At 61.8% G+C, this 25,534-nt stretch carries 18 protein-coding genes and 4 pseudogenes; 6 read left to right on the top strand and 16 right to left on the bottom strand.

All coding sequences use genetic code 11. The annotated features are described in order from the left end of the window. Window positions 1-162: 162 nt before the first annotated feature. Window positions 163-930: a class II aldolase/adducin family protein gene (locus HV744_RS18000; RefSeq protein ID WP_175150826.1), complete on the top strand. Its 768-nt coding sequence runs from the start codon at window positions 163-165 to the stop codon at window positions 928-930. Window positions 931-1,055: 125 nt separating this feature from the next. Continuing rightward, window positions 1,056-2,096 (top strand): 2-dehydropantoate 2-reductase, encoded by a 1,041-nt coding sequence (locus HV744_RS17995; RefSeq protein ID WP_175150825.1) that lies wholly within the window; start codon window positions 1,056-1,058, stop codon window positions 2,094-2,096. 5 nt (window positions 2,097-2,101) lie between these two features. Here HV744_RS17995 and HV744_RS17990 read toward each other — a convergent pair whose 3' ends face one another. Further along, window positions 2,102-3,541: an alkaline phosphatase family protein gene (locus tag HV744_RS17990; protein ID WP_175150824.1), complete on the bottom strand. Its 1,440-nt coding sequence runs from the start codon at window positions 3,539-3,541 to the stop codon at window positions 2,102-2,104. Between the two features lie 530 nt (window positions 3,542-4,071). Here HV744_RS17990 and HV744_RS17985 point away from each other — a divergent pair. After that, window positions 4,072-4,539: pseudogene (locus HV744_RS17985) on the top strand (hypothetical protein); the annotation flags it as partial. Between the two features lie 358 nt (window positions 4,540-4,897). Here HV744_RS17985 and HV744_RS17980 read toward each other — a convergent pair. The 5 genes and pseudogenes from HV744_RS17980 to HV744_RS17965 all read right to left on the bottom strand — a co-directional run bounded on the left by HV744_RS17980 (window position 4,898) and on the right by HV744_RS17965 (window position 8,514). Then, a complete protein-coding gene (locus HV744_RS17980; RefSeq protein WP_175150822.1) occupies window positions 4,898-5,281 on the bottom strand; it encodes a nuclear transport factor 2 family protein in 384 nt (127 codons plus the stop codon). Window positions 5,282-5,311: 30 nt separating this feature from the next. After that, a pseudogene (locus HV744_RS17975) lies at window positions 5,312-6,254 on the bottom strand (aldo/keto reductase). Between the two features lie 296 nt (window positions 6,255-6,550). Continuing rightward, entirely contained in the window at window positions 6,551-7,228 is a 678-nt protein-coding gene (locus HV744_RS17970; RefSeq protein ID WP_175150821.1) for a DJ-1/PfpI family protein, read from the bottom strand. A 398-nt stretch (window positions 7,229-7,626) separates the two neighbouring features. Next, window positions 7,627-7,833 (bottom strand): annotated as a pseudogene (locus tag HV744_RS38485) (hypothetical protein); the annotation flags it as partial. 504 nt (window positions 7,834-8,337) lie between these two features. After that, window positions 8,338-8,514, bottom strand: a complete 177-nt coding sequence (locus tag HV744_RS17965) for a hypothetical protein (protein WP_175150820.1) — start codon at window positions 8,512-8,514, stop codon at window positions 8,338-8,340. A gap of 486 nt (window positions 8,515-9,000) precedes the next feature. Here HV744_RS17965 and HV744_RS37380 point away from each other — a divergent pair, with 486 nt between their 5' ends. After that, entirely contained in the window at window positions 9,001-9,399 is a 399-nt protein-coding gene (locus HV744_RS37380) for a hypothetical protein (RefSeq protein ID WP_246279089.1), read from the top strand. A 188-nt stretch (window positions 9,400-9,587) separates the two neighbouring features. On the opposite strand, the gene HV744_RS17960 is transcribed toward HV744_RS37380, so the two are convergent. The 5 genes from HV744_RS17960 to badH all read right to left on the bottom strand — a co-directional run bounded on the left by HV744_RS17960 (window position 9,588) and on the right by badH (window position 14,930). After that, entirely contained in the window at window positions 9,588-10,364 is a 777-nt protein-coding gene (locus tag HV744_RS17960) for an enoyl-CoA hydratase (RefSeq protein ID WP_175150819.1), read from the bottom strand. Between the two features lie 66 nt (window positions 10,365-10,430). Then, complete coding sequence (aliA, locus tag HV744_RS17955) at window positions 10,431-12,095, bottom strand: cyclohexanecarboxylate-CoA ligase (RefSeq protein WP_175150818.1); 1,665 nt, start codon at window positions 12,093-12,095, stop codon at window positions 10,431-10,433. Window positions 12,096-12,128: 33 nt separating this feature from the next. After that, window positions 12,129-13,280, bottom strand: a complete 1,152-nt coding sequence (gene aliB / locus HV744_RS17950; RefSeq protein ID WP_175150817.1) for a cyclohexanecarboxyl-CoA dehydrogenase — start codon at window positions 13,278-13,280, stop codon at window positions 12,129-12,131. Window positions 13,281-13,353: 73 nt separating this feature from the next. Continuing rightward, window positions 13,354-14,136, bottom strand: a complete 783-nt coding sequence (gene badI / locus HV744_RS17945) for a 2-ketocyclohexanecarboxyl-CoA hydrolase (RefSeq protein ID WP_175150816.1) — start codon at window positions 14,134-14,136, stop codon at window positions 13,354-13,356. A gap of 26 nt (window positions 14,137-14,162) precedes the next feature. Beyond that, a complete protein-coding gene (badH, locus tag HV744_RS17940) occupies window positions 14,163-14,930 on the bottom strand; it encodes a 2-hydroxycyclohexanecarboxyl-CoA dehydrogenase (RefSeq protein WP_175150815.1) in 768 nt (255 codons plus the stop codon). Window positions 14,931-15,103: 173 nt separating this feature from the next. Here badH and HV744_RS17935 point away from each other — a divergent pair, with 173 nt between their 5' ends. Next, window positions 15,104-15,580 carry a MarR family winged helix-turn-helix transcriptional regulator gene (locus HV744_RS17935; RefSeq protein ID WP_425497761.1) on the top strand — a complete coding sequence of 159 codons (477 nt, stop codon included), beginning with the start codon at window positions 15,104-15,106 and terminating at the stop codon, window positions 15,578-15,580. A 175-nt stretch (window positions 15,581-15,755) separates the two neighbouring features. On the opposite strand, the pseudogene HV744_RS17930 reads toward HV744_RS17935, so the two are convergent. Both HV744_RS17930 and HV744_RS17925 read right to left on the bottom strand, forming a co-directional pair. Beyond that, window positions 15,756-16,007, bottom strand: a pseudogene (locus HV744_RS17930) (oxidoreductase C-terminal domain-containing protein); the annotation flags it as partial. A gap of 281 nt (window positions 16,008-16,288) precedes the next feature. Then, window positions 16,289-17,722, bottom strand: coding sequence for a basic amino acid/polyamine antiporter (locus HV744_RS17925; protein WP_175150813.1), 1,434 nt, complete (start codon window positions 17,720-17,722; stop codon window positions 16,289-16,291). Between the two features lie 1,286 nt (window positions 17,723-19,008). On the opposite strand from HV744_RS17925, the gene HV744_RS17920 reads away from it, so the two are divergent. Then, entirely contained in the window at window positions 19,009-19,320 is a 312-nt protein-coding gene (locus HV744_RS17920; protein ID WP_175150812.1) for a hypothetical protein, read from the top strand. 199 nt (window positions 19,321-19,519) lie between these two features. On the opposite strand, the gene HV744_RS17915 is transcribed toward HV744_RS17920, so the two are convergent. Genes HV744_RS17915 through HV744_RS17905 form a run of 3 tightly spaced genes read right to left on the bottom strand, consistent with a single transcriptional unit; the run spans window position 19,520 to window position 25,180 of the window. Next, window positions 19,520-21,073 carry an efflux transporter outer membrane subunit gene (locus HV744_RS17915; RefSeq protein WP_175150811.1) on the bottom strand — a complete coding sequence of 518 codons (1,554 nt, stop codon included), beginning with the start codon at window positions 21,071-21,073 and terminating at the stop codon, window positions 19,520-19,522. Further along, the gene (locus HV744_RS17910; protein WP_175150810.1) at window positions 21,060-24,131 is read right to left on the bottom strand and encodes an efflux RND transporter permease subunit; all 3,072 of its coding nucleotides are present in this window, start codon (window positions 24,129-24,131) and stop codon (window positions 21,060-21,062) included. The genes HV744_RS17915 and HV744_RS17910 overlap by 14 nt, the downstream gene beginning before the upstream one ends. Continuing rightward, window positions 24,128-25,180, bottom strand: coding sequence for an efflux RND transporter periplasmic adaptor subunit (locus HV744_RS17905; protein ID WP_246279088.1), 1,053 nt, complete (start codon window positions 25,178-25,180; stop codon window positions 24,128-24,130). The genes HV744_RS17910 and HV744_RS17905 overlap by 4 nt, the downstream gene beginning before the upstream one ends. Window positions 25,181-25,534: the final 354 nt, after the last annotated feature.

Genomic DNA, 25,534 nt, shown 5'->3' with positions numbered 1-25,534 from the left:
AGATTTTAGGCGGGTTCGCGAACATGATGGCGACTTGCATCTGACGATGCAACGACTTTGGCTCTTGACGCACCCGCTGCGTCGCAGGGACCGAATCAGCGAATTCGCAGGGCGTTGTCTCGGGTTATTCCATTGCTTGAATCATCGAAAAGGAGTGTCGACGTGGCCTCATCTGATCTCAGTCTGAAAAACGCCGTTTCATCTGCCGAATGGGACGCGCGAGTCAGTCTCGCGGCGACGTATCGTCTCACTGCGCTGTTTGGGTGGGACGACCTGGTGTTCACTCATATCTCGGCGCGCGTGCCCGGCCCCGAACATCATTTTCTGATCAACCCGTACGGCATGATGTTCGACGAAATCACCGCGTCTTCGCTGGTCAAGGTCGACCTCGACGGCCGCAAGGTTGTCGAATCGCCGTATGACGTCAATCCGGCCGGCTTCACGATCCATAGCGCCGTGCATGCGGCACGCGAAGACGCACATTGTGTAATGCACACTCACTCGGTCAACGGCGTTGCCGTGTCGGCGCAGGAGGCTGGGCTGCTGCCGCTCTCCCAGCAGTCGCTCGGGGTGCTGGCGTCGCTCGGCTACCACGACTACGAGGGCATCGCGCTCAATGAAGGCGAGAAACCTCGTCTCGTACGGGACCTCGGAACCAACACCTACCTGATGCTGCGCAACCATGGCCTGCTGACGGTCGGCGCCACGCCGGCGGACGCCTTTGTCGCCATGTACTTCTTTGAAGCGTCCTGCATGATTCAGGTGCGTGCCCAGGCAGGTGGCGCAAAGCTGACGCCGATCGCCCAGCCTATTCTCGACGGCATCAAGGACCAGATCCGGATGGTGACGAGAGGCGCCAATCCTGGGGCGCTGGTGTGGCCCGGGCTGCTGCGTCGGCTCGATCGGCGTAACCCTGGATATGCTGAATAGCGCTGTCCGTTCGCAATATGCACCAGCCACGACACGCGACGGCGTGCTGAGCGAACGGCGTAAGCTTCATGGGTTGCGTTGCCGATTCAACGCATCGCGGATAGGTAGGTCACCTGAGAACCTGTATGGCAAAGATCTTTATCTACGGCGCTGGCTCGATTGGTTGCTATGTCGGCGGACGGCTTCTAGCCGGGGGAAGCGACGTCAGTTTCATTGGGCGTGCGCGCGTGGCCGACCAGTTGCGCGAGCGAGGCATCACGCTGTCGCGGCACGACGATAGCCGTTGGCATGCGCCGCCGGAGCGGATCGACGTATCGACGGACGCGGCCAGCGCCGCCGCGGCCGATCTCGTGCTCGTCACCGTCAAGTCCGCTGCGACACCTACGGCCGCGGCAGAACTGGCAAACGTGCTGCGCCCCGGTACGATCGTCGTGAGCTTGCAGAACGGCATCGGCAATGCGGACGTGCTGCGCGCCGCGTTGCCACGGCACACCGTGCTGGAGGGGATGGTGCCATTCAATGTCGTCGAACGCGCTCCTGGCGCATTTCATCAAGGCTCGGCAGGGGAGCTGGAGATCAGGTATACGCCGGCCATGCAGCCGTTCGTCGACGAGTTCAGGAAAGCGGGTCTGCCACTGATCCAGCACGCCGATATGTTGCCTGTGCAATGGGCGAAGCTGTTGCTCAACCTCAACAATGCAATCAACGCGTTAGCGAACCGGCCTTTGAAGGAGGAGCTCTCGCAACGCGCGTACCGGATCTGCCTCGCTATGGCGCAGAAAGAAGCGCTAGCGCTGCTGAAGCGGGCCGGCATACGACCCGCCAAAGTGACGCCGCTCCCGGCCAGCTGGATACCGCGAGTTCTCGGCGTACCAGATGCGTTGTTTGAACGGCTGGGCCGCACGATGCTGACGATCGATCCGCTCGCGCGTTCGTCGATGTCCGACGACCTGGCGGCGGGGCGCGCCACGGAAATCGACTGGATCAACGGCGAGGTCGTGCGCCTCGCTCAACGCGTTGGGCAAACGGCACCGGTGAACGAACGGCTAGGCGAACTCGTGCGGCAAGCCGAGCGAGCCGACGTGCGCCCTTCATGGTCGGGCGAAGCACTGCTGGCCGAGCTGCGGGCTGCAGCGGGTGAAGGATCGCGACGCCTCGCGCAATAGACCCGTTACCGTTCGCGCCGCTCGCGCTGACGACGCAAATGCTCCTTCCATGCCGCGGTGCGATCGCGAATGAAGTCGCTCACTTCCGCTGCCGAGGTCAATGTGGGAGTGGCCTGCTCGTAGTGCCCCTTCTCGCTTCTGATCGGCAGGGCGGCAATACGGGCCGCGTGGATCTTGTCGAGCTTGGAGGGCGTCGAGGAATTCGGATGATGGACCGACGACACTGGCACCTTGACGCCCTTCAGCGGATCGTCGGTGCGCGGATTCGCAAGCGTCAGTACATCGGCGAGCGAGGCCGCCGCCTTGTCGCGCTCGGTGAGTGGGTCGGTGGCCCAGCGCTCGTGGATCGTCTTCAGGATCGAAGTATGGTCGATCCGTCCTACTTTCGCGCGAAACACGGTGTTCTGCTTGATCAACGGCGAGACGAGCACCGCTGGCACGCGCACGCCGAAGCGCTTGAAGTCGAAACCCTGTTCGCCGACTGTGCCGTCGTTGGGCGGTGTCGCATCCGTAGGCGGCGCCACGTGGTCATAGTTGCCGCCATGTTCGTCGTAGGTGATGATGAACAGCGTGGACTCCCAGCTCTTGCCGTTGCGCACGGCGTAGTAGGCATCGTGAATCAACTGCTCGCCTGCAGCCACGTCGTAGTTGGGATGCTGGCTGTTGCCGGCCGCGTCCCAGCTCGGTTCAAGAAAGGTGAACGGCGGCAGACTGCCCGCCGCGGCGCGCTGCTGGAAGTCGCGGAAATGCCCGAAATGCGCTTCGTCGGCGTGCTGCGTGTCGGGAAAGTCGTGGCGCGTGAGCGGGTCGCGGTTGTATCCATAAATCGCCCAGTCCAGCTTCTTGTCCGAGAGCCGGCCGAAGATGCTCGGGCAAGTGAAGATCTTCACGTGATCGTCGAGATGGCCTTGCGACGTGGCGGCGAGCGCGAAGGCGCGATTGGGCATAGTCATCGTGGGAACGGATGCGAACCACGCGTCGCACACCGCGTAGCCGCGCGCGAGCCCCGAGAGAACCGGCAGCATTTCGGGCGTGTACATGCCCATGATCTGGGAAGCGACGGTACCAGGCAACGTGTCCTTGTAGTGCTTGGCGAGATCGGATGCGATCGCCGCCTTGAAGTTGAGCACAAAGCCCTTGTTCGTGGGCACGTCGCCGGGCGCGGGGGCGTCGTTCGAGTAAAGCTGATAGGTCGTGTTCAGGAAGCCCTCGCCCGGATCAGCACCGGGCATCAAGTAGGCATGCGGGTCGGCTTCCTCGATCTTGTATACGGCGATCTCGCGCTGATGATCGTCAGGATTCGACTCTTTGCCTGTGAGCCCGTCAAAGTGATCGACCGAGGCAGGGCGATCGGCGCTATAGAGAAAGCCGAGCATCTGATCGAACGACCGGTTTTCCAGCATGAGCACGACGATATGCTCGATCTTTTTGAGTTGGTTGGTCACTGTCTCTCTCCCGGAAGAGCATTGCTGTTTGCGCTGCGGGTGTATCAAACCAGTAACAGCCAGGCGGTGCGTCACATGTGCCGCACGTATGCTCATTGCACGGGTGTTGCCTCGAAGCTCACGCGCACCGGCCGCCGCTGGGCACAAGCAAGGCTCCTCGGATTGCGTGATGATTGTATGAAGGCAGCGAAATTCGAGCGCCTCGCTGCCATCTGGTTCGAGACTGATCGACAGCAACAGGCCGCGGCGAGAGTCGCCCCGACACGCGATGCGCAGGCGAATGACCGTAGATGGCCGCGTGCTGCGAAATGCGTTTTTGGGCCCATGTCGGCCCGCAACAGACGTTCGACGTCCTGACGCACAGCTGTCAGCCTGGATACTCCGCCATAGATGGCGCACCGGAATAAGCCGGCGTGGTCTATCGTTTACGTATTAGGCAACCATGCCCGCAAGGTTCGCCAAGCAGACCGATGTGCCAGCTGCGCCGGTGACGCTGCGCGCCACGTCGGGGATACATGCAGGATCCCATCATGGACAAACTACTTCGCTTCGGGACAGTGCTCGTCTGTCTCGGCTTTTCTGCCTCGGCCCTTGCTCAAACGTACGACGAATCACCCGCGCCAGCCGAGAGTGGCGGGAATTGCCGCGCGGTCGCGGGGCAGGCAGAAATCGACGGCACGATGCAGCAGATCGTCGGACGTGCGTGCCTGCAACCTGACGGGACATGGCAGATCGTGCAAGAGCCTGATGGCAGCGTGATGTGGTACCCGGTCGCGGCCTACCCCTATCCCGACCCATGGTATTGGGGGCCGCCGCTGTTCATCGGCGCAGGCGTGACTTTCATCTTTGTCGATCGTTTCCACCACTTCCACCACTTCCACCACTTCCATCGCTTTCATCACTTCGATCATTTCCACCAGATGGATCACAACCACTTCGGTGCGGCAATGGCAGCGGGCTTTCACCGCGGACCATTCCCCGGCGGCGGCGTGCACGGGTTCGTTAGAATGCAGCCGCCCAGTGGAATGCATGGATCCGGTGGAATGCGCGGACCCGTTGGGGCGCACGGCCCCGTTGGAACGCTACCACCCGCTGGAATGCACGCGTCCGGCGGAATGCATGGATCCGGCGAAATGCGCGGTTCCGGCGGAATGCGATGGCACTAGATTTGAGCCGCTGCCCAATGAGCTTAAGCGGGTAGCGGCCAAGACCGAGAAAGAGCGCCGAGAGTCGGAGACTCACCCGCTATAGCTACCGGCAAGCTATCGACGGTGCGGGCAATGGCCTATCAGGCAGCGCTCACAATCGTAAACCGGACGGCCGCTTCCTGGGCGTAGCCGCCCCCATGTCCGAGCGTCACGCGATCTTCTGAACCCATTGGCTCCGCCAACCCGGTGCTTCGAAGGGATCCGAAAAATACTGGGTCTCGTGAATGACTTTGCCGTTGCAGAACTCCATGATGCTCACCGTGTAAGCCGCTCGCCCGTCGTAGGTGATGGAGTATTCCGTGATCCAGAGATTGCCTTCTCCTTGAATTCGCCTGACATCGAAACCTGATGGCTTATCTGGATGATGACTCCGCAATGCCTGTAAATTAATTCGCCCGAGGATTCGTTCACCTGATTGGGGATAGTCACAGATGGCATCGTCATCGTAAATATCGTGCTCTGCGTCGAGATCGCCGGCCGCCGACGCCTGCCAGTGCGCATTCAGGGCTTCACGTATTGTTTCTTCCTGCATGGAGTGCCTCCGGATACCGTTCAAGTCAAGCTATTGCATACGCCGCGGAATAAACCCGGGGCTGCCCGTCTCGACGACTTCGTTGAACCTCTGCCTCGTCTCAATCCGGTTGATCTCGTCGAACGCTTCTGCTGGAAGCGTGGTGATATCGAGATTCTCGCGCGCGCGGGCCGCGGTTTTGGGCGTGGTGAGCAATGCCCCGCCACGTTGAATCGCCCACGCAAGCAGTACTTGCGCAGGCGTCTTTCCTATTCGCAAGGCGATCCGCGAGATGACCGGGTCCTCGAGCGGCCCCCAGCCTGATTCCGTGGCCCAATGGCGGAAAGGCCAAACACACGATCGCTTTCTCCTTGCAGAACTCCAGTAGTTCCGTTTCCGGGAGATAGGGATGTGCTTCGACCTGCACCACTGCCGGCTTGATTCGTGCCGACTCATAGAGAGGTCGCAATTCGCTCAAGCCGATGTCAGACAGTCCTATGGCCCGGCATCTTCCGTGGTCGACGAGATCTTCCATCGCCCTCCACGTCTCTAGCAAAGTCACACCTTTATCGTAGATGACATGACCGTTTTCATCGCGCGGATCCTGCTCATCTCCCGGTTGAAATGCAAACGGAGTGTGAATCAGATAGAGATCGAGATAGTCGAGCCCGAGTCTTTCAAGACTTGCGTCGAAAGCCGGTTCGACACGCTCGGGCCGATGGTTGGAGTTCCACAATTTTGTGGTCACGAAGATCTCTTCGCGCGCGATCCCTCCGGCGGCAAGCCCTATGCGCAGGGCCTCGCCCACCTCGCGCTCGTTCCGATATCGCTCGGCGCAATCGAGGTGTCGATAGCCGGCTTTCAGCGCGTCTCCAGTAGCACTGATCGTCGTAGCTGCATCAGGGATCAGCGTGCCAAATCCGAGCGCGGGCATACGTCCGCTTCCGTGACCAAGCACGATAGTTTTGTTGCGGAAATCGGAAGACTCAATCATGGCGGCACCTCCGCCCTATTTCATGCGTTGCGACGAACGACTGACGCTTGGGCCCGCAATTGCGGCGCCAGGTCAGGCCGGATTGGTGTTGGATGGGCGGGAGTTGAAGGCGTCAAATCGAGTCGCGTTGACTCGCGACTCAGCCGACATCAGGGTCAAACCGAGCGCCAACCGCATGATCGGCTTCGGACCGGACTGGGCGGGCCAATCGCGCTCATCCGCTCCCCTGGCCTGAATGAACTCACCGACGCGGATGTCCGCAAACTCCGTCAGGACTTGCGGCTAGCCAACCCGCCTCAAAGGGATGAGGCAATCCGCCCAATGATCTGCTCGCGCCGCGCTAGCGAGCCTGCCGACCGCTGACGCACCCGTTCTACAACGGACTGTGGTGCAGTGTCCGGGCTACCCGCGTCAAACGGCGGAGCGGGCGCATATTCCAGCTCCAGCTGGACCGCTTGTGCCTCCTCCTCGCCAACCAGTTCACTCGCCAGCATCAAGGCAAAATCGATTCCCGCGGTAATGCCACCACCGGTCACCAGATTGCCGTCGCGGACCACCCGATCGCGCACGGGAATTGCGCCCAACGGGCCGAGCAATTCGTGAAACGCCCAGTGCGTCGTCGCTCGGCGCCCACGTAGCAGACCGGCCGCTCCAAGTACGAGGGCACCGGTACAGACGGACGTCACAAAGCGCGCATTTCCTGCTTGCTGCCGGATGAATCCGAGCGTCTCCTGGTCCTCCATCAGATCTCCAACCCCGGCACCGCCAGGTATGCATATCACGTCGAGCGGCGGACAACTGTCGAACGTGGTGTCCGGCGTCAACGTGAGGCCACTGCTTGCCTTCAGCGGCGCGAGGTTTTTCCAGACAAGATGGACTGTCGCATCGGGCAGCGATGCGAAAACGTCATGCGGCCCGGTCAGGTCGAGTTGCTGTACTTGCGGGAACAGGAGAAAGCCGATACGAAGCGTCATCGCAGTACCTCGTTGCTTACGTGAACAGGGGCTGCCATAGATACGGCGGGCCAGATTGGGATGGACAGACGAACTGTACGCAAGTACCGCATGGCGGGAATGCCATCCATCCCACAGTTTCCGCCAGATGCCATGCGTAGAGAGCCGCGATCGATCGACGTGCTCGCCTTCGCGTCACGACATGACAGCATGAGCGACCAGTAGTATGCGCCCATCCGGGCAAAATCCAGGCACCCAGCTTACTGCACGGATCTCACGCACGACCGAAGCGGCAGATTCGTACTCCCGATGGCTGCATTCGTGCAACGCGAAAAACCCGTGTGGGTCGGGAGTATGCAATCGGGATCTTAAACAACGTTCATTCGCGAAAGTCCGTTGGCTGCGGCGGAGCAGACGATCCAATGTCCGCGTGAGCGGTTTAGTCCAACGTCCCAGTAACGGTCGCCGTGCCAACCGGGCGACACTACGACCACCGGTGCCGGTGCGACCACGACTGGCCGCGGAACGCCAACATTGATGCCAGCCCCAACGTCAACAGCATGCGCAAGTCCTGACGCACCGATTCCAATACCTGCTAGCGCGGCGACAATTAATGGACGTTTCATATTTCCCCGGAAAGAGCAGCAATAAGCTACTGTCGGTCACGTCACACGTATCCATCGTTGTCCAGTCGCATGCAGTGTGTAGCGTTGCCACGCCCGCTTCAACGCGAACTTGTGACAGATTGTTCTACTGATCGCGCACCAGCGTTATGCCTCTTTGTGCACCGCTCGCCTGGCCGCGTGATAGCCTTCGCGCGTTTTGGCTGCTATGTCGTGAGCGACAGTCCTGGCCGCATGAGCCGTGCCGTGAGCTGCCTCGCGCGCGACCTCCCCGGTTTTCTTGACGCCGCGTACGGTGGCGTCCTTCATGTGATGGGCTGCGTGGGATACATCGGCCGAAGCCAGTGGGCTGAGCATCGAGGCGCATAGCGCAGCCAGCAAGAGTCTATGCTTCTTCACGAAAATCATTCCGGTTAGAGCGCCCCCAGACGACTCGGCGAGTTGAACCAACCCAGCCACAATGACGATTGTGCCGCACGGGCTGGTGCACACGTTGGGACGCGGTGATTAGTGGCGCCAGCCGTGACCATAGCCGCCGAAGCCGACGCCGATATCGACGGACGGCACGGCGTAATAGCCAGGCGCGTAACCATAGGCGGGCGCAGGCGCGTAAGCGTACGGCGGAGCTACAACGCAGCCGGCGAGGCCAACCGCGAGTGCAACGACAAGCAAGGTTCTGATCATGATTTTTTTCTCCGATGCGGCATTGTGGATCCGCCGAAGACCGGATTTGCAACGATGTGTATCGGGAAATTACGCCGCGGACGGCCTTTTGATGTTCACACGGGATCGTTGCAAGGGTCCTCCCGGTTACGGATCCGGCACGAGTTGCGTGACGAAACGGATTCCATTCAGAAGCTGTTTGACCAAATATCGCGACGGTGCCGAATTACGCTCCCTTACAATTTTGCGCGGGATCTCTCCCTGCATGGCAGGAAGCTACCGCCGTCATGTCGATCAACCGGTACAACGTTGATCCCAACGATGCGCGAGGTCGGATGAGCGAGACCAAATAAGCGCGTGCAAAATCACTGGAAAAGTTGCTAGTGCAAGTGATAAGGACGAACGACGCTGACCGCTCAACGAGAGGGACAGCCGCTGGCGGACAAGCGTGATGGCCGGGCGCCGTTCGTACAATCGAAAGAGTCAAGCAGACCATGGAGTGCGAAGATGAAAACAGTGCAATGGATTGGCGCCGCTCTCGTGGCATTTGCGTCCATGTCAGCGGTTGCAGGAGCAGGTGGCAATGGCGGTGGAGGCGGTAACGGAGGAGGAAACGGCGGAGGGGCCGGACACGGTGGACTGGGCGGCAACACGGGCGGCATGTCCGCCGGTCACATGAGCAGCAAGGGCATGAGCAACACGAACGGCTTTAATTCAGGCGACCGCGATGCGGGGCTTGCCCGCGCAGCGGATCGGTCGGACACGCAGGCAGATCGCGCTGTCTCTCAAACGAGCCGTCCCGGGTTTCACGCAGGCGATGCAGATCAGGCCCATTCACGCTCGCACACACGGGTGAGCGCGAATTCACACCACGGCAAGCATACCGCCATCAGTCATACGAGCTGATAAATCGATGAGGGCGCCGCGAGTGCCCTCGTTCCTGCAAGCACGGTGTAGCTACAACGCAAAAAAATCCAGCGCGAGGCCTCGCTTTGCATTTTAGGTGGCGCAGCCGGCGCAGACAGTTAGTTGCGTAATTTGACGTGGCTTGCCGATACCTCAACCCGCTCACCACCGCCGCGCCCGCTCAAGAATCAGCGGTGCTTGAACACCGGTTTGCGTTTGTCGAGAAAGGCGTTCATCCCTTCGTGCGCATCGTCGCTGGCGAAGCGCGCATGCAGTTGCCGCCGTTCGAATCCGATGCCCTCGGTCAGCGAGCTCTCGTACGCGCGGTTGACCGACTCCTTGATCGCCATCAACGCGGGCAGTGAATAGCCCGCGATCGTCGCGGCAAGCGCGACGCTTTCATCGCGCAACGCGTCGGCCGGCACTACGCGCGAGACTAGGCCGCCACGCTCCGCCTCTGCCGCGTTCAACATGCGCGCGCTCAGACACATGTCCATCGCCTTGGCCTTGCCGATCGCGCGCGGCAGCCGCTGCGTCCCGCCCGCGCCAGGCAACATCGCCAGCTTGATTTCGGGCAGACCGAAACGGGCGTTGTCGGCGGCGATCAGGATGTCGCACGCCAGCGCCAGTTCACAGCCGCCGCCCAGCGCAAAGCCCGCGACCGCGGCAATGACCGGTTTGCGCACGCGGCGGATGGTCTCCCAGTTGCGCGTGATGAAGTCGCTGCGGTACACATCCATGTAACTCCAGCCGGCCATCGCGGCGATGTCGGCGCCGGCGGCAAACGCCTGCGCGTTGCCGGTAATGACGATCGCGCCGATGCTGTCGTCGGCATCGAAGCGCAGCAGCGCAACGCCTAGCGCATCCATCAACGCGTCGTTGAGCGCGTTCATCTGCTGCGGCCGGTTCAGCGTGATGACACCGACCCGTCCCACGGTTTCGACGACAACCGGTTGCTCATCCATGCTTTCCGCTCCCTGTTTCATTGCAGCCGCACGGGCACTCGATGCTTCTCGAGTCCACGTATCGAGCTAGTTCGAGGCGATGTCCTCGCGCAACGCGTCGCGCAGCCTGAACTTCTGGACTTTGCCGGAGGGCGTCACCGGCAGCGCATCGAGCACCACCAGCCGTTCCGGGACATACTGCGCGGCCACCTTGTGCGACTTCAGAAACTGGACGATGGCCGGCAAATCGATATGCTCGCCGGGCCTTGGAACAACAGCCGCACAGGCGCGCTCGCCCAGACGTTCGTCCGGATAGGCGACGATCGCGGCCGCTGCGATCGCCGGGTGGCGATATAGGAGCGCCTCGATTTCGACCACCGGAATATTTTCGCCGCCGCGAATGATCACGTCCTTGCTGCGCCCGCTAATGCGGATGTAGCCGCGTGCGTCGAGATACGCGAGGTCGCCGGTATCGAACCAGCCGTCGGCATCGGTTGCATTGAGTTTCGAACGATGCAGATAGCCGCCGAACGCGGAACACGAACGCACCAGCAGGCGGCCAGTCGCGCCCACAGGCAACGGCGTGTCGGCGTCATCGATCACGCGCACCTCGACGCCGGGCAGCGGACAACCGTCGGTCGTGAACGAACGCTCGTCGTCGTCATCGAGTTGGGTCAGCGTGACCGCGCCCATCTCCGTCATCCCCCAGGCCGACACGATCTTCACGCCGATCGCCTTGCGCGCGTGTTCGACGAGCGGCCCCGGAATCGGCGCGCCGGCGCACAGGAAGGTACGCAGCGTCGGCACTGGCGTTCGTGTTTCAGTCACCGTGGCGGCCAGATCGGTCAGGAACACGGTCGATGCCATCGTGAAGGTCACGCCTTCGTTGCGGACCGTGTCGAGTGCCTTCGCCGGTTGCCAGACGTCCTGCAGCACCGCGCGGGCGCGCAGCACGATGGGCATCATCAGGCCATACATGAAGCCGGTCTGATGCGCCATCGGCGAGGCCATCAATACGACGTCGTCAGCGTTCAGGTGCATGACCGCCGCGTAGGGCACGATATTGGCAAGCAGCGTGTTGGCGGTGTGCATCACGCCCTTCGGCTCGCCGGTCGTGCCCGACGTATAGAGCAATTGTGTGACGTCGTCGGGGCCGGGACGATCGCGAGTCAGGATCTCTCGCGCATCCGCTTCGAGCTCCCATGGCGGACCGGACAGCAGCGCCTCGAAGCTGTTGGCACTGGGCCTGCCGTCCGTTTCGCCGCCTACCACCGCGACATGCCGCAGGTGCGGAAGGCTGCTCCCCAGGCCGCTCATCATCTGCTCGAAATCGAAGCCGCGAAACAGCTTCGGCACGATCATCACCTTGCTGCGGCTGTGGTTCAGCATGAACGACAGCTCGCGCTCGCGGAAGATGTGCATCAGCGGATTCAGCACCGCGCCGATCCGCGAACAGGCGAGATATGTCAGCGTGAACTGCCACCAGTTCGGCAATTGCAGCGACACGACGTCATGACGCGCCACGCCGAGACGGCTGAGTCCGACAGCGATGCGATCGGCCATCGTCGCCATTTCGCGGTACGTGAAACGCGTCGTCGTGCCGTCGTCCACCCGCGTCGCGCTGAGTGCAAGCTTGTCGGGACACCCGGCGACACACGCGTCGAGCTCGTCGTTGATGGTGCGCTCGTGCCACCACCCGCACGCAATACTCTCCGCTCGTCGCGGCGCAATCAGAACGGCGTCGAACTCCATGTGTGTCTCCGGTTTTGTTCTGGATACCTACATTTATGCCGGTACCGCGTCACGTCCCGCGTGCGTGCGGGCGATGATGGTCTTCATGATCTGAGCCGTGCCGTCGCCGATCTGAAAGCCCAGCACGTCGCGCAGACGCTGCTCCATCGGGCCGCGATCGTAGCCGCCGTGACCGAAAGACAGCAGGCATTGATGCACCACGTCATAGGCCAGTTTCGGGCCCCACCACTTGCACATCGCCGCCTCGGCGGTATGCGGCAGACCGCGATCCTTCAACCAGAGAGTCTGCTGGCACAGCAGCCGGGCGGCTTCGACCTGGGTTTCGAAATCGGCAAGCGGATGCGACACGCCCTGAAACGCCGACAGCGGTTTGCCGAACGCTTCACGCTGGGCAACGTACTCCCAGGTCTCCTCGAGACTGACCTTGGCCACTGCCAGCACCTGCAAACCAATCAGCGCGCGCGAGAAATCGAAGCCCTGCATCACCTGCACGAAACCTTGCCCTTCGTCGCCGAGCAGATGATCGACCGGCACGCGCACGTTCTCGAAGAACAGCGAGCCACGGCCGATCGCGCGCTGCCCGTGACAATCGAAACGGTTGCGGGTAATGCCGGGCAGATCCATCGGCACCAGCACCGCCGAGACGCCGCGCGCGCCGGCCTCGACGGTGCCCGTGCGGGCGAACACCACGGCGGCGTCGGCCTGGTCGGCGGCGGAGATCGAAGTCTTCTCGCCATTGAGCAGGTAGTGATCGCCGACCCGCTCCATGCGCAAGCGCAGATTCGCGGCGTCCGACCCGCCGCGCGGCTCGGTCAATGCAATGGCCAACAGCGCCTCGCCTTGCGTCAGCTTTTCCAGCCACGGTCTGGCGATTTCAGGCGCCGCGTGGTGAGCGAGAATCTGGCCATTGAGCGATGCCAGCAGATTGATGTACGACAGACTCAGGTCGGCGCGCGCGATCTCTTCATGGATGACGCCGGCCGCGAGGCAACCGAGCCCCTGGCCGCCGTATTGCTCGGGCAGCTCCGGCGCGATGAACCCCATCTGCCCCATCTCGAGCATCAGTTCACGGTCGAGCGTGCGGGTTTTGTCACGCGCGAGGAAGCCGGGCGCGACTCGCCCCTGCGCAAAGCGCCGCGCGTGATCGCCAAGCGCGACGAGGTCTTCATCGAGGTACGGGTTCATGGGTGTCTCCGGGATTGGGCGAGCCGAGGCGCACGGCGTTGGCGCCCCAGTGGCTTATTGCGGGCGGGCCGTGTTATTTCGCGTACTTGCGAAACTCCGGCTTGCGCTTTTCCTGGAAGGCCTTGACACCTTCGCGCGACTCGTCGGTGTCGTAGTACAGCTTGAGTGCATACATGCCCATGCCGGCGATGCCGGCCTGATGTGCGGTGTCCATGTTGAACGAGCGCTTGGCAATGGCGATCGCAGTCGGGCTCTTTTCCATGATTTCGTCGCACCACTTCTGCACTTCGGCGTCGAGCTGATCGTGCGGCACGACCGCGTTGACGAGGCCCATCGCGAGCGCCTCGGCAGCCGCATAGCGGCGGCACAGATACCAGATCTCGCGAGCCTTCTTCTCGCCGACCACACGCGCGAGGAAGGCCGTGCCGTAGCCCGGATCCACCGAGCCGACCTTCGGACCCGCCTGCGCGAACACCGCCTTCTCGGAGGCAATCGTGAAGTCGCAGATCGTGCACAGCACGTTGCCGCCGCCGACCGCGAAGCCCTGCACGCGGGCAATCACCGGCTTGGGCACGTCGCGAATCACGTTGTGAAGCTCTTCCATCGGCAAGCCGATGGTGCCGCGGCCGTCGTACTGCCCTTCGTGCGTGGACTGGTCGCCGCCGGTGCAGAACGCGCGGTCGCCTGCGCCGGCCAGCACGATCACGCCCACCTCGCGCGTGTAGCCGGCGCGGTTGATTGCGTGGATCAGCTCGTCGCAAGTGCGGCCGCGAAAGGCGTTCATCCGCTCCGGCCGGTTGATCGTGATCCATGCCGCGCCATTGCGCACTTCGTAAAGGATGTCTTCGTAGTTCATAGCGAGTTCCTTGCAGATGAATGGGTTCAACCGGCCATCGTCAAACCGCCGGACACGCTGAGCACCTGACCGGTGATGAAGCTCGCGTCGTCGCTGGCGAAGAACAGAATCGCGCCGGGCAGATCGTCGGGCTGGCCGATCCGGCCGAGCGGGATCGAACGCTGGAATGCTTCCATCAGTTTCTCGGGGTTGCCGGCGCCTTCCTTGTATTCGGCGAATAACGCGGTATCGGTCGGGCCGGGGCACACGACGTTCACCGTGATGCCGTGCCGCGCATGCTCGCGCGCGATGGTCTTCGAGAACGACACCAGCCCGCCTTTGCAGGCCGCATACACCGCCTCGCCCGACGAGCCGACCCGCGCCGCGTCCGACGCGATATTGACGATCCGCCCCGCCTTGCGCTGCACCATGCCCGGCAGTACCGCGTGGTGCATGTGCAAGGCGCCGATCAGATTGATCGCGATCAGGCGCTCCCATTGGCCCGGCTCGGTTTTGGTGAACGGCCTGAAGACATCCCAGCCCGCGTTGTTGACCAGCAAGTCGATCGGGCCGAGCTTCGCCTCGGTCGCCGCCACGGCCGCGTCCACATCGGCGCGATGAGTGATGTCGCAGCGGATCGCCTCAGCGGTGCCGCCGGCCGTGCGAATTTCAGCGACCACTTTCCCGGCGGCCTCGATCGAAAGATCCAGCACGGCAACGCGCGCACCCTCAGCCGCAAAGCGCCGACACGTCGCCCCGCCGATCCCGCCACCACCACCGGTCACGATGACCGTCTTGCCTTCGAGTCTTTGCACAGTCGTCTCCGTCAATTACCAGGGTTACCATTAGCGCTTCATGCGTGCTGCCCGTATCTCATATATATGTAAATATATTGACGTATACTAGGGCGACGTCATGGCAAACACAAGAACAGACATACCAGGAGAATCCCTTGGTTAAATCCAAAGAAAATGCTGTATCCGTGAAGATTGAACTGGCTAACAGGCTGTTCTTCCGTCTGTATCAATGTGCAAATATGTTGCACAAAACGGGTACCCGCGCCGTCGAGGCCGAAGGCTTGACGACCCAGCAGTGGGCCGTCCTTGGCGCGCTGTCGCGGCAGGAGGCGGAAAATGGCATGAGCGTTGGGGATCTGGCGCGCTACCTGATGGTGAGCCGGCAGAACCTTTCCGGACTGATCAGCCGGATGGAGCGCGACGGCCACCTGGCCAGCGCCGCGGACGGCCGCGATCGCCGCTCGCGTCTGATCACGATGACCGAGTCAGGGCGCAAGCTATGGATCCATCAAGCGACGCCGAAGATTCATGGCTATTACGAGCAGGTACTGGAGAATTTCTCGACGGACGACGTCACCCACACGCTGCATTACCTGCTCAAATTGCTCGACAATATGAAGCAACTGGACGATGCGTCGCGGGAAACGAATGGGGAAGAGGACGCGTGATGCGTCTCAGGGGCTTGGCGAATGAGACGCGGAAGCTGCGCGGCGCGGCATGATGCTACGCCCGGGCTCAGGAATGGCGCGTGTTGCGCGCCAGTCATGCGTCAGCAATGGCTATGACATTGCGGCGCGCCACGTCGAAGCAGCGCGGTAGCACACGACAGCGCACGACCGCGCTTCAAGCTGCGTTCAACAACGCACGCAAACTTTGCCGAGGATCTCGCCAGACCTCGGCCGCAAGGCGCGCCCGCTTGTCGACCAGCAGTTTGGCGCTGCGCATCTCGCGCGCCTGGTTCACCGTAATCGCGGCCACCAGTGCGCCATCGTTCAAGCCGAACAGCATGAAGCGCGACTCGTCCATCTCGCCACGGACGATCCATTGCGCCGCAGCCATATCGCCGGCGAACTGGATGTTCATCCCGCACTGATCGGTCCAGAACCACGGCCAATGATCCCGCCGCCCACCAGCACGATGGGTCGGCGCTGGCGGGCGAGTCGATCCGTTGCCGGCCGCTGGACTGCGATCCGCCCAGTATCGATCTTCTGATGGTGTGCCGCGCGGACAACCATTCGCCCGCGCTGGGCAGCCTGCTTGAACTGATGCGCGGGATCGTCATTGCCGGGTAGGACGAGCGACGGCAAGCTCCTGCTGCAATTCAACGCCGGGCGTTGCGTGCGGCGCGAGTACGGTGAACCAATCGCTCAGACCGCTCAGATCACGATGGTGCCGGTTATCAAACCGGCCAGCGCAGTAATGCCGCCGCAGACCGCAACCGCGAATATGACCCACTCGGTTCCGGTAAAGATCTGCACGCCGCGCTCGCGCCTGGCCATGATATACAGCACGGTGCCAGGCGCGTAGAGCATCGCCGACATCATCAGGAATTTGGCGCCGCCCGCAAATAACAGGAATGCCGTATAAAGCGTCGCGAACGCGGCAATGAAGTATTCCCGGCGCAATATGTCGCGCTGTTCGCTACCCTGCTCAATGTCATGACGAGCAGCCTTGATCCCGAAAGCGGCAACCAGAAAATACGGAATCAGCGCCATTGAACTGGTGAGGTTCAGCATCAGCGAAAACGCATCGGTCGACCAATACGTGCTGATCACGAATAGCTGCACCACGGTACTGGTCAGCCAGATCGCGGCGACCGGCAGCTTGCGTTCGTTTTGCTGCGCAAATCTTCGCGGCATCGTGCCGGTACGCGCGGCGGCAAAGAGCACTTCGGCACAAATCAGCGACCACGCGAGATAGGCGCCGAGAATCGAGACGATCAGGCCCGCGCCGATAAAGACCGTGCCGAACGGACCGAGCAGCGCGCCCAGCACGGCCGCCATCGACGGCTGGCGCATCACGGCGAGGTCCGCACGCGGCAACGTCGCGTAAGGCAGCAGCGTCACCAGAACCAGCAGGCACAAGACGGCGGCGAAGCCGGAGAGCGTCGCGGCACCGACATCCGAGCGCTGCTTTGCATAGCGTGAATAGACGCTCGCCCCCTCGATGCCGACGAACACGAACACGGTGACCAGCATCGTGGCCCGGACCTGCGAAAACAGCCCCGCGTACAGCGCATCGCCGCTTTCCCGGAAGTTCGCGCGAAACATGTCGACCCGGAACAGCACGATCAATATGCCGATGAACAGGACAATCGGAATAACCTTGGCGACCGTGACGATGGTGTTGATCATCGTGGCCTGCTGCACGCCTCGCAACATCACCAGATGAAACAACCAGATGCCGACCGACGATACCGCGATCGCAGTCGCCGTATTGCCGTTGCCGAACGCCGGGATGAATGCGCCGAGCGTCGATTTGATCAACACCCAGTACGAGACGTTGCCGAAGCACCCCGCCATCCAGTAGCCGAACGCGGAGAGGAACCCCGCATAGTCGCCGAAGCCCGCTCTCGCGTAGGCGAACACGCCGGCATCGAGTTCGGGACGCCGTTCGGCAAGCGCCTGAAACACACGCGCCAACGCATACATGCCGATGCCCGCCACGCACCATGCGATGACCGCGCCAATCGGCCCGGTCGCGCGCGCGAAGTTGCGCGGCAATGAGAAGATTCCCGCGCCCACCATTGATCCGACGACCATCGCGGTCAATGCGGGCAACGACAGTTTTGGCTCGACCTGTAACGCCATGGTTCACCATTCAGAGAGCTAGTTTCTTCCAGAAAGGGACCAACGCCCGGGCGTCGCGCCCTTGAGTGGACGCTTCCCTGTCAGTCCTCCCGACTGAAGCCGCCGACCATGCGAATACCGAACCCGGACATCCCGGCCGGCCATCTGCATTTTCTATTCCTCCAGGAGCCAGGGTTCGTTCGTGACATTCATGCTCGCCAATCGGCATGCCGTGTCGATCCTATCCTCGCGATCCAGCGGTGTTTGTTGTAGTCGGGAATGTCCTCGCCATAGTGGTTGAAGAGCCGCTTCAGAGGGAACCGCTCGTCTATTCCTGATTAGCCCGCAAAAGTAGATGTGAACTGCGTGTCGATGCCACCGTGGGTGGATCTTTACCTCTTCTCCAGCTCACCAACCATTGCGATCTTCGTACGTAGACTGTCATGCTGCTGAAGCATGATCGGCATAGTCTCACCAGATGGCCAACCCGGCGTGCTCTCCACCTTGGTGGTCATCATAGGATATCTTCGACGATATGGTCAGGTGGTTTGTACTCGTATCGGCAATTTTCCAGGTGAACAAAGGAAAAGAATCTCGACTCTCGTCGATTCAGCATCTTCATTGTCATCGATTTCCGGTTGAAACCTGCCGCGTGAATGTCCCACCGCGAAAGCGAAATTCCGTTCGTATCCAGACGGCTAATTTGAGTCGACAAGCATCACTTCGCACGACAAACACAACACAGAAAAATCTTGCGAATTCGCTAACAGAATAGACAGCAAAGTGCGGCGAATATTTGATGTTTCCTCCCTTCAACTATCAACCCGTATCGCATCATTTCGATTGCTTGCTCCGATCACGCATTGACAAGCGACTTAAACCTCCTATGCTCAACGGGGAGATTTTTTCTGAAACTCAATCGTCACAATCGGTGTGTTGATCAAACAGGCGACTCTGTGCGAGACTGGCACCATACAACCGATGACGAAATCAGTATGGACGACTATAGAAATTATCGTGCCAGTAAGATTCGATTTCGCTCGGATATCGCACTCAATCTCGAGTCTGCGATTCGCATCTGTCACCGTCTTTCAGAAACGATGAAGGGTTAGCCCTGGTACATTCCGGCAGCCTGTCTTGATACTAATCGGTCAGCAATTAGATTAAAGCAAATTGAAAGTTTTTCGAAAGAAGTAAGCACCACACGCAAGTGTCGACCAACGAGGAAGCGCCAGAATCACAGAAAAGTCGCTAATTCAAAAAGCAGTACGCATTAATTAGTCATATCAACTAGTGGAGTAGAAATTATGGCACGTACTACCCTCAGGCTCGCCTCTGCATTGATCGTGTTCGGTGTCGTCACTTCTGGATCGGCAATCGCCCAGCAACCGGCCGCGCCCGCTGAAGGAATGGCGGCGGCTAGCGCGACTCACAGCGACCCGATCGTTCAGAAACGGATGGAAGTTCGCGAGGCTAACCGCAAGCAACGCGAAGCGAATGCCAAGATCAGACAGCACGCCAAGGAACAGCAAGCCAAGGTAAATGCCGAGCGCAACCAGTCCGTGCAGCAATCGCGTGCGCGCGCCACGGCTGCCATGGGTGCATCGGGCCCGCAATAGCAAGACGCCACCGCTGGTGGCAATGCCGATCAACCATACCGGCCGGCTCGGTTGGTTCGGCTAGCAAGAGAAAGCGCCGCTACTGCAACATCACGGTAGCGGCGCTCTCATGTGAATATAGTATGCGCGTGCTGAGGAACTTGAAATTTCGCCACGCACGGGGTGTCTGTGACGAGGTACCCTCGGCCAGTCCCCTCGACTACTGGCTCGCCGCCGGCATCGGGTACGGCGGTGACGCACTGAGGGCGGAACCCGCGGGTTGCCACCCGCCGCCCATCGCGCGGAACAACGCGACCTGAGCCTGCAATTGCCCGACCTGCTCCCGCACCAGCGCCGCCTGGCTTTCGAGCAGCGCGAGACGTGCCTGATCGATATCGATGCGTCCAATATCACCTACCTTGAATTGACGCGTTGTTTTCCTGAGCACCTCGTTGCGACGCGTGACCTCTTCATTGCGCGCCTTCTGCAACTCTTCCTGCCGCTTCAATCTGGACAGCGCCTGCTCGACGTCGAATAGCGCACCCGAGGCGGTTTTCTCATAAGCGAGGAGCGCCTGTTGCGCCTGCGCATCCGACGATATCACCTGCGATTCGCGCGCGCCGAAATCGATCAAGGGTAATGCCATGGCCGCGCCGAACAGCCAGAACGTGCTCGGCCCGAGGCTCTGGCCGGCGATCACCCAGCCGTTGCGCGCCAGCGTTCCGCTCAACGAGAATGTCGGCCAGTAGTTCAGACGCGCGGCGTCCGACTGCTTCACACTCGCGAACAGCCGGTCACGCGCGGCGATAAGATCGGGGCGCCGCATCAACAGATCGACCGGCTGCCCGGGCGTGATCTCCGGCAGCGGGGTGGGCAGACCGCTTACGGAATCTAGCGTGGCGGTGAGTTCACCCGGTTGGACCGCGCACAGGTTCTCAAGCGACAGCCGCGCAGCGGCGATGGCTGTCTCGACGTCCTGCTGCCGCGCCTCCACCTGTGCGAGCCCTGCGCGGGCCACGTCGATGTCCGTGCTCAACACCACGCCAGCCGTGAAGCTGTGCTCGGCAATGACGACGAAGTCGGCGGCGATCTGATGGCTTTGTGCGAGCAGTTCTCGTTGCTGCAACAGGCCGCGATAGGTCATATACAGATCGGCGACCGTACCGATCACGCTGAGCCGCACGGCCTCCGCATCGCCCGCTGCGGCGAGCGTCGTCGCACGCGCCGCGGCAAGACGCGCACGCCCGCGACCGAACACGTCAATTTCCCATTGCGTCTGGAGGCCTACCCGCCAGAACCGGTTGTCGAGATTATTGACCCCCAGAAGCTCCTGAAACTCAAGCGAGGTTTCGCTGCCGTGGTAACTCGCGGCCGACACGCCCAGGCCCACCGAAGGCAGCAGCTGCGAGCGCGCGAGGCGCACACCGGCGCTCGCCTGATCGACACGCGAGGCTGCAATCGAGATGTCGTAGTTGTGCGCGATCGCCGTCTCAATCAATTGCGTCAGTGCCGGGTCGTTGAACTGCATCCACCACGTCACGAGCTGTTCGTCGCTTATAGAGGCTTGGGTGCCGGACACACCTGGCGACGCCTCGTTGAACTGCTGCGGCAGCGTCTTCGGCGATTCAAGTTTCAGTGAACCCGTGCAGCCCGATGCTATCGCCACTACAAGCGAAGCCAGCGGCACATGGCGCGCGGCGCGCCAAGCCGACCGGCACGCAACGAGCGACGCGAGCGGCGACACAGCGCGGATCCGGTTCTCAGGGCTTGCCATGTTGATCCCCGGGTTGTTGGCCTTCTTCCCACTCCGTACCCTTGATCGAGAAGAACAGCACATAGAGCGCAGGAACCGCAACCATCGTCAGGACCGTCGCGAACGCAAGCCCTGCCATCATCGTGATCGCCATGTCCTTGAAGAAGGGATCCCATAACAGCGGAAACATGCCGAGAATCGTCGTGCCCGCGGCCAGCGCCACCGGCCGCAGACGACTCATCGAGCCGAAGATCACCGCCTGCATACGCGGCACGCCCGAGGAAATCTGGCCATCGATCTCCTCCACCAGCACCACGCCGTTCTTGATCATCATGCCAATGAGACTGAGCAGCCCGAGCAGCGCCATAAAACCGAACGCGCCCCGGAACAGCAGCAGACCGACCGTCACACCACAGATCGACATCGGCACGACGAGCAGCACCACCAGCGCAGGCTTGAGGCGACCGAACATGAACAGCACCAGCAGGATCATGCCGATAAAGCCCATCGGCAACTGACGGAACAGGCTCTCCTGCGCAATGCTCGACGATTCATGTTCGCCGCCCCATTCGAAGCTGTAACCGGGCGGCAACGGAATCGCTTCAATCGCATGCCGCACCCGATTGAATGCCGCCACGCTATTGCTACCGTACGTGACGCCCGCCGACACGGTCAGCGTGCGAATCCGGTCATTGCGCGAAATGATGCTTTCTTCTGTCTGCGGCGAGACTCCGTCCAGCACGTCGCCGAGCGGAACATAACGCCGCTGCCCGGCACTGAAGACCTGCGTCGTGAGCAGGCGCTCCATGCCCTGTTCGCTATCCGGTGCCCGCAGCACGATCGGCAGCAACTGGTCGTGTTCGCGGAAGATCCCGGTGGTGATGCCTTCGGTCGCATACGCGAGCACATCGTTCACCTGGCGCCGCGTCACACCGGCGGAGCGGGCACGCGAGTCATCGAATATCGGCCGCACTACGTTGACCGGGTTTTCCCAGTCGTCGCGGATCGATACCATGCCGTCGTCCTTGTGCAGGATTGCTTGCGCCTGTCGGCTCAGGCCGCGCAGCACGCCTGGGTCCGGTCCCATGAAGCGCGCCTGGATCGGCGTGCCGCCGCCCGGGCCGAAGCTCGGCCGGATCACGGTCCAGCTCGCATCGGGAAAGCGCTTTTCGAGTTGTTCGGTAATGGGCGGGATCATCCCGTCGATATCGCGCTGATCCTTCACCGTGACGATGAATTGCGCGTATCTCGGGTCGCGCGTTTCCGGATCGTAGACGAGGAAGAAGCGCGTCGCGCCACCACCGATATAGGTGCCGACATTGGCCACACCATTTTGCGCGAGCAGGAACTTCTCTGCGCCACGGGTCTGTTCGGCGACCGCGCGAATATCGGACCCAAGCGGCAAACGCATATCGACATAGAAGATCGGCGTCGTCGAGTTGGGGAAGAAGCTCTGCTCGACGAAGCGGAACCCCCACATGCACACGCCGGTGACCACCGCCAGAAAAATCACCACCGGCACCCGGCGGCTCGCCACCCAGCCCAGCAAGCCCCGGTATTGGCGATACAGCCGCGAGTCGAATGGATTGGGTTGCTCGCCCTCGTCGGCCCTGAACAGGTAATAGCCAAACAGCGGCGTGAGTCCGATCGCAATCACCCAGCTGAAGAGCAGCGAGATCGCCGCCACCGCGAAGAGCGACGCACAGAACTCGCCGACCGCATCCGGTGAAAGACCGATGCCTGAAAACGCGAGAATCCCCACGACAGTCGACGCCAGCAGAATCCACTGGCCCTGCTGCAGCACTTCATTGGCCGCGTCGACATGCGACATGCCTTTCTGCACCCGCACGAGCATGCCTTCGCAAACCACGATCGTGTTGTCGGTGAGCATCCCCATGACGATAATCAACGCACCTAGCGAGATGCGCTGCAACTCGATACCCGCGGCATACATCACAAACAGCGTGCCGAGAATCGTCAGGAACAGTTCGACGCCGAGCACCACCCCGGCACGCCAGCCGAGTCCGATACCGAGCGCCACGCCGACAATGGCCACTGCCAGCAGCACGTCGAACACGAAGCCCCTGACAGCGCCGTCGACGGCCTCAGGCTGATCGTAGAGCACATGCAGTTCCATCCCGAGCGGGCGGCTACGCTCGAGCTCCTGCATCTTGGCCTTGACGTCCGCCCCCACCTTCACGACGTTCACGCGTGAACGTGCGCTGATCCCGATCGTGAGCGCCGGCTCGCCGTTATAACGGATCAAGGACGTCGGAATTTTGGCGTATCCATGAGACACTTGACCCAGGTCACCCAGCAGAATCGGCCCGGAGGTCGTACCCACCGGCAGCGAGCGGACCGCCTCGAGCGAATCCAGCGTGCCCGTGGGCGCGACCCGCATCAGCAGATCGCCGACCCGCTCACGGCCCGCTGGACGAATTTCGTTTTGCAAGGCGAGCGTTTGCGCCAGGTCGTCGGTCGACAGATTGTTGGCCGCCAGTTTGGCCTGGTCCGCCTCGACCGTGATCTGCTCCTGCTGATTTCCGGCGATCACGATATCGGCGACGTCGGGCAACGTCAGCAATTGCTTGCGCAACTCGCGGGCGTATTCAAACAGCTGCGCCTGGCTGTAACCCTTGCCCGTGATCGCGTAGAACATCCCGTAGACATCGCCGAACCTGTCGAAGACGACCGTCGGGCCCGCGCCAGGCGGCAGGCGCGGCTGCGCGTCACTCACCGCGCGACGCAGTTCATCCCACACCTGCGGCAGGTCGGCAGACGTATACCGATCGCGAATCTGGACGCGAACTTCCGAATAACCTGGCATCGAGCGCGAGCGCAGAAAATCGATCTGCTGCATCTGCTGGATCGAGCTTTCGAGCCGCTCGGTCACCTCGTTCTCCACCTCCTTCGCGCTGGCGCCCGGATAGAGCGTGACGACGACCGCCGTCTTGATGGTGAATTTCGGATCTTCGAGCCGCCCGATGTTGGCGTACGCAAAAAGCCCGCCTAACAGCGACACGAGCGTGATGACCCACGCGATCAACGGCTTTTCGATAAGAGGGCGCGCGAGTTTCATTGAGTCACGTCCAGTGGCCGCACCGCCTGCCCTTCGGCGACGAACTGCGAGCCGCCCCCTACGACCTTGTCGCCCGCATGCAGGTCGCCCGCCACGATCGCCGTGTCATTGCGGATCTCGCGCACGTCGACTGGCACCGCATGCACCTTGCTCGACCCGGCGTCATAGCGCCACAACCGGTGCTTGCCGTCGGACGTGACGGAAAGCGCCGCGACCGGCACTGACAGCGCGAGGTTCGCGGCCTGCGCCTGGTTCACGCCGATGCGCACGCGCACCGCCATGCCCGGCAGCAGCGTCAGCTGCGTGGGCTGCGCTGGCTGCGTCGGCTGGACGCTGAACAGCAACCGGTACGAACTCGAGGTGGGCGTGCTCTGTATGGCGTGCTCGCGATAGACAAGCGAGAACACGTTGTCCGGGCGGTCCGGGGTCCACGCCTCGGCGCGCAAGCTGTTGTTGAGCGGCAGGCTTTCGGCGATGGTTTGCGGCAACTCCACGCCGATTTCGATGCGCTCCGCGTTCTGCAGATTGAACACCGGCGCGCCGACCTGCACCGTCTGCTCGGTTTCGATGGTACGCCGGGCAATCCGGCCGTCGAACGGAGCGATTAGGCGGGTATTGCGCAAGTCCCTGCGCGCAAGATCGCGTTGCACACGGGCGACCTCCACCGCAGCCTTCAACTGGTCGAATGCGCCACCCGAGAGGATGCTTTCGTTGTGCAGCACCGCCTTGCGTTTGAGGTCATCGGCGAGCTGGTTGTACTGCGCCTCGGCGCGGCGCACCTGCAGTTCAAACGGTTCAGGATCGACTCTCGCGATCAGCTGCCCCTTGCGCACGCGTGCCCCGTCGAGCACGGCGATCTGGACGACACGCCCGGACACCTCGAAAGCAAGCGGCGAAATGCTGGTCTGCTCGACCCGGCCGGTGAACTCCCGAAGTTCGTTCGCGCCTTCCTGCGTAACCGGCACCAGTTGCACCATGCGCGGCCCGGTCTCGGTCGGGGCCTCTTGCTGTCGGCCACACGCACTCAGCAACCCGAGCGCCAGAACCACGACTATCCGTGACCGGCACGCCGGTCGCCTTACCCCGTGCAGCACGCAGGACCGCGTTGCGGGGCGGCTTTCGTGAGCGGTCATTCTGGCCTCTCGTTCTGGTTAATCCAATTTCCCGTACGCGCGGATGAAGACATCTGCCGCCGCCTCCAGCAACGCCCCGATCGAAGCATCACCGACAGCGAGATCCATGCAGACAGCGGCGCCGTTACGGCGTCTATGGAAGGCTGTGCGATTCAGGCTGGCCACGCGAGGTGAAGGCTTGCCTCGCCCCGCTTGATATCGTTCATGTCCGCTCCTCGGGTTCAAGGTTGAATCCTGCCCGTCGCCACAAGGACAATGCTCGGCAACGCG

This window comes from Paraburkholderia ultramafica, assembly GCF_902859915.1.
Taxonomy (GTDB): Bacteria; Pseudomonadota; Gammaproteobacteria; order Burkholderiales; family Burkholderiaceae; genus Paraburkholderia; species Paraburkholderia ultramafica.
Note: the sequence above shows the minus strand (reverse complement) of the source record. Positions and strands in the feature narration are given on the sequence as shown.

Excerpts from the sequence above, each read along its gene's own strand:
- HV744_RS17995 (WP_175150825.1), top strand. The coding sequence starts at position 1,056 with ATGGCAAAGATCTTTATCTACGGCGCTGGCTCGATTGGTTGCTATGTC.
- HV744_RS17980 (WP_175150822.1), bottom strand. The coding sequence starts at position 5,281 with ATGCAGGAAGAAACAATACGTGAAGCCCTGAATGCGCACTGGCAGGCG.
- HV744_RS17970 (WP_175150821.1), bottom strand. The coding sequence starts at position 7,228 with ATGACGCTTCGTATCGGCTTTCTCCTGTTCCCGCAAGTACAGCAACTC.
- HV744_RS17965 (WP_175150820.1), bottom strand. The coding sequence starts at position 8,514 with ATGATCAGAACCTTGCTTGTCGTTGCACTCGCGGTTGGCCTCGCCGGC.
- HV744_RS37380 (WP_246279089.1), top strand. The coding sequence starts at position 9,001 with ATGAAAACAGTGCAATGGATTGGCGCCGCTCTCGTGGCATTTGCGTCC.
- HV744_RS17960 (WP_175150819.1), bottom strand. The coding sequence starts at position 10,364 with ATGGATGAGCAACCGGTTGTCGTCGAAACCGTGGGACGGGTCGGTGTC.
- aliA (WP_175150818.1), bottom strand. The coding sequence starts at position 12,095 with ATGGAGTTCGACGCCGTTCTGATTGCGCCGCGACGAGCGGAGAGTATT.
- aliB (WP_175150817.1), bottom strand. The coding sequence starts at position 13,280 with ATGAACCCGTACCTCGATGAAGACCTCGTCGCGCTTGGCGATCACGCG.
- badI (WP_175150816.1), bottom strand. The coding sequence starts at position 14,136 with ATGAACTACGAAGACATCCTTTACGAAGTGCGCAATGGCGCGGCATGG.
- HV744_RS17925 (WP_175150813.1), bottom strand. The coding sequence starts at position 17,722 with ATGGCGTTACAGGTCGAGCCAAAACTGTCGTTGCCCGCATTGACCGCG.
- HV744_RS17920 (WP_175150812.1), top strand. The coding sequence starts at position 19,009 with ATGGCACGTACTACCCTCAGGCTCGCCTCTGCATTGATCGTGTTCGGT.
- HV744_RS17915 (WP_175150811.1), bottom strand. The coding sequence starts at position 21,073 with ATGGCAAGCCCTGAGAACCGGATCCGCGCTGTGTCGCCGCTCGCGTCG.
- HV744_RS17910 (WP_175150810.1), bottom strand. The coding sequence starts at position 24,131 with ATGAAACTCGCGCGCCCTCTTATCGAAAAGCCGTTGATCGCGTGGGTC.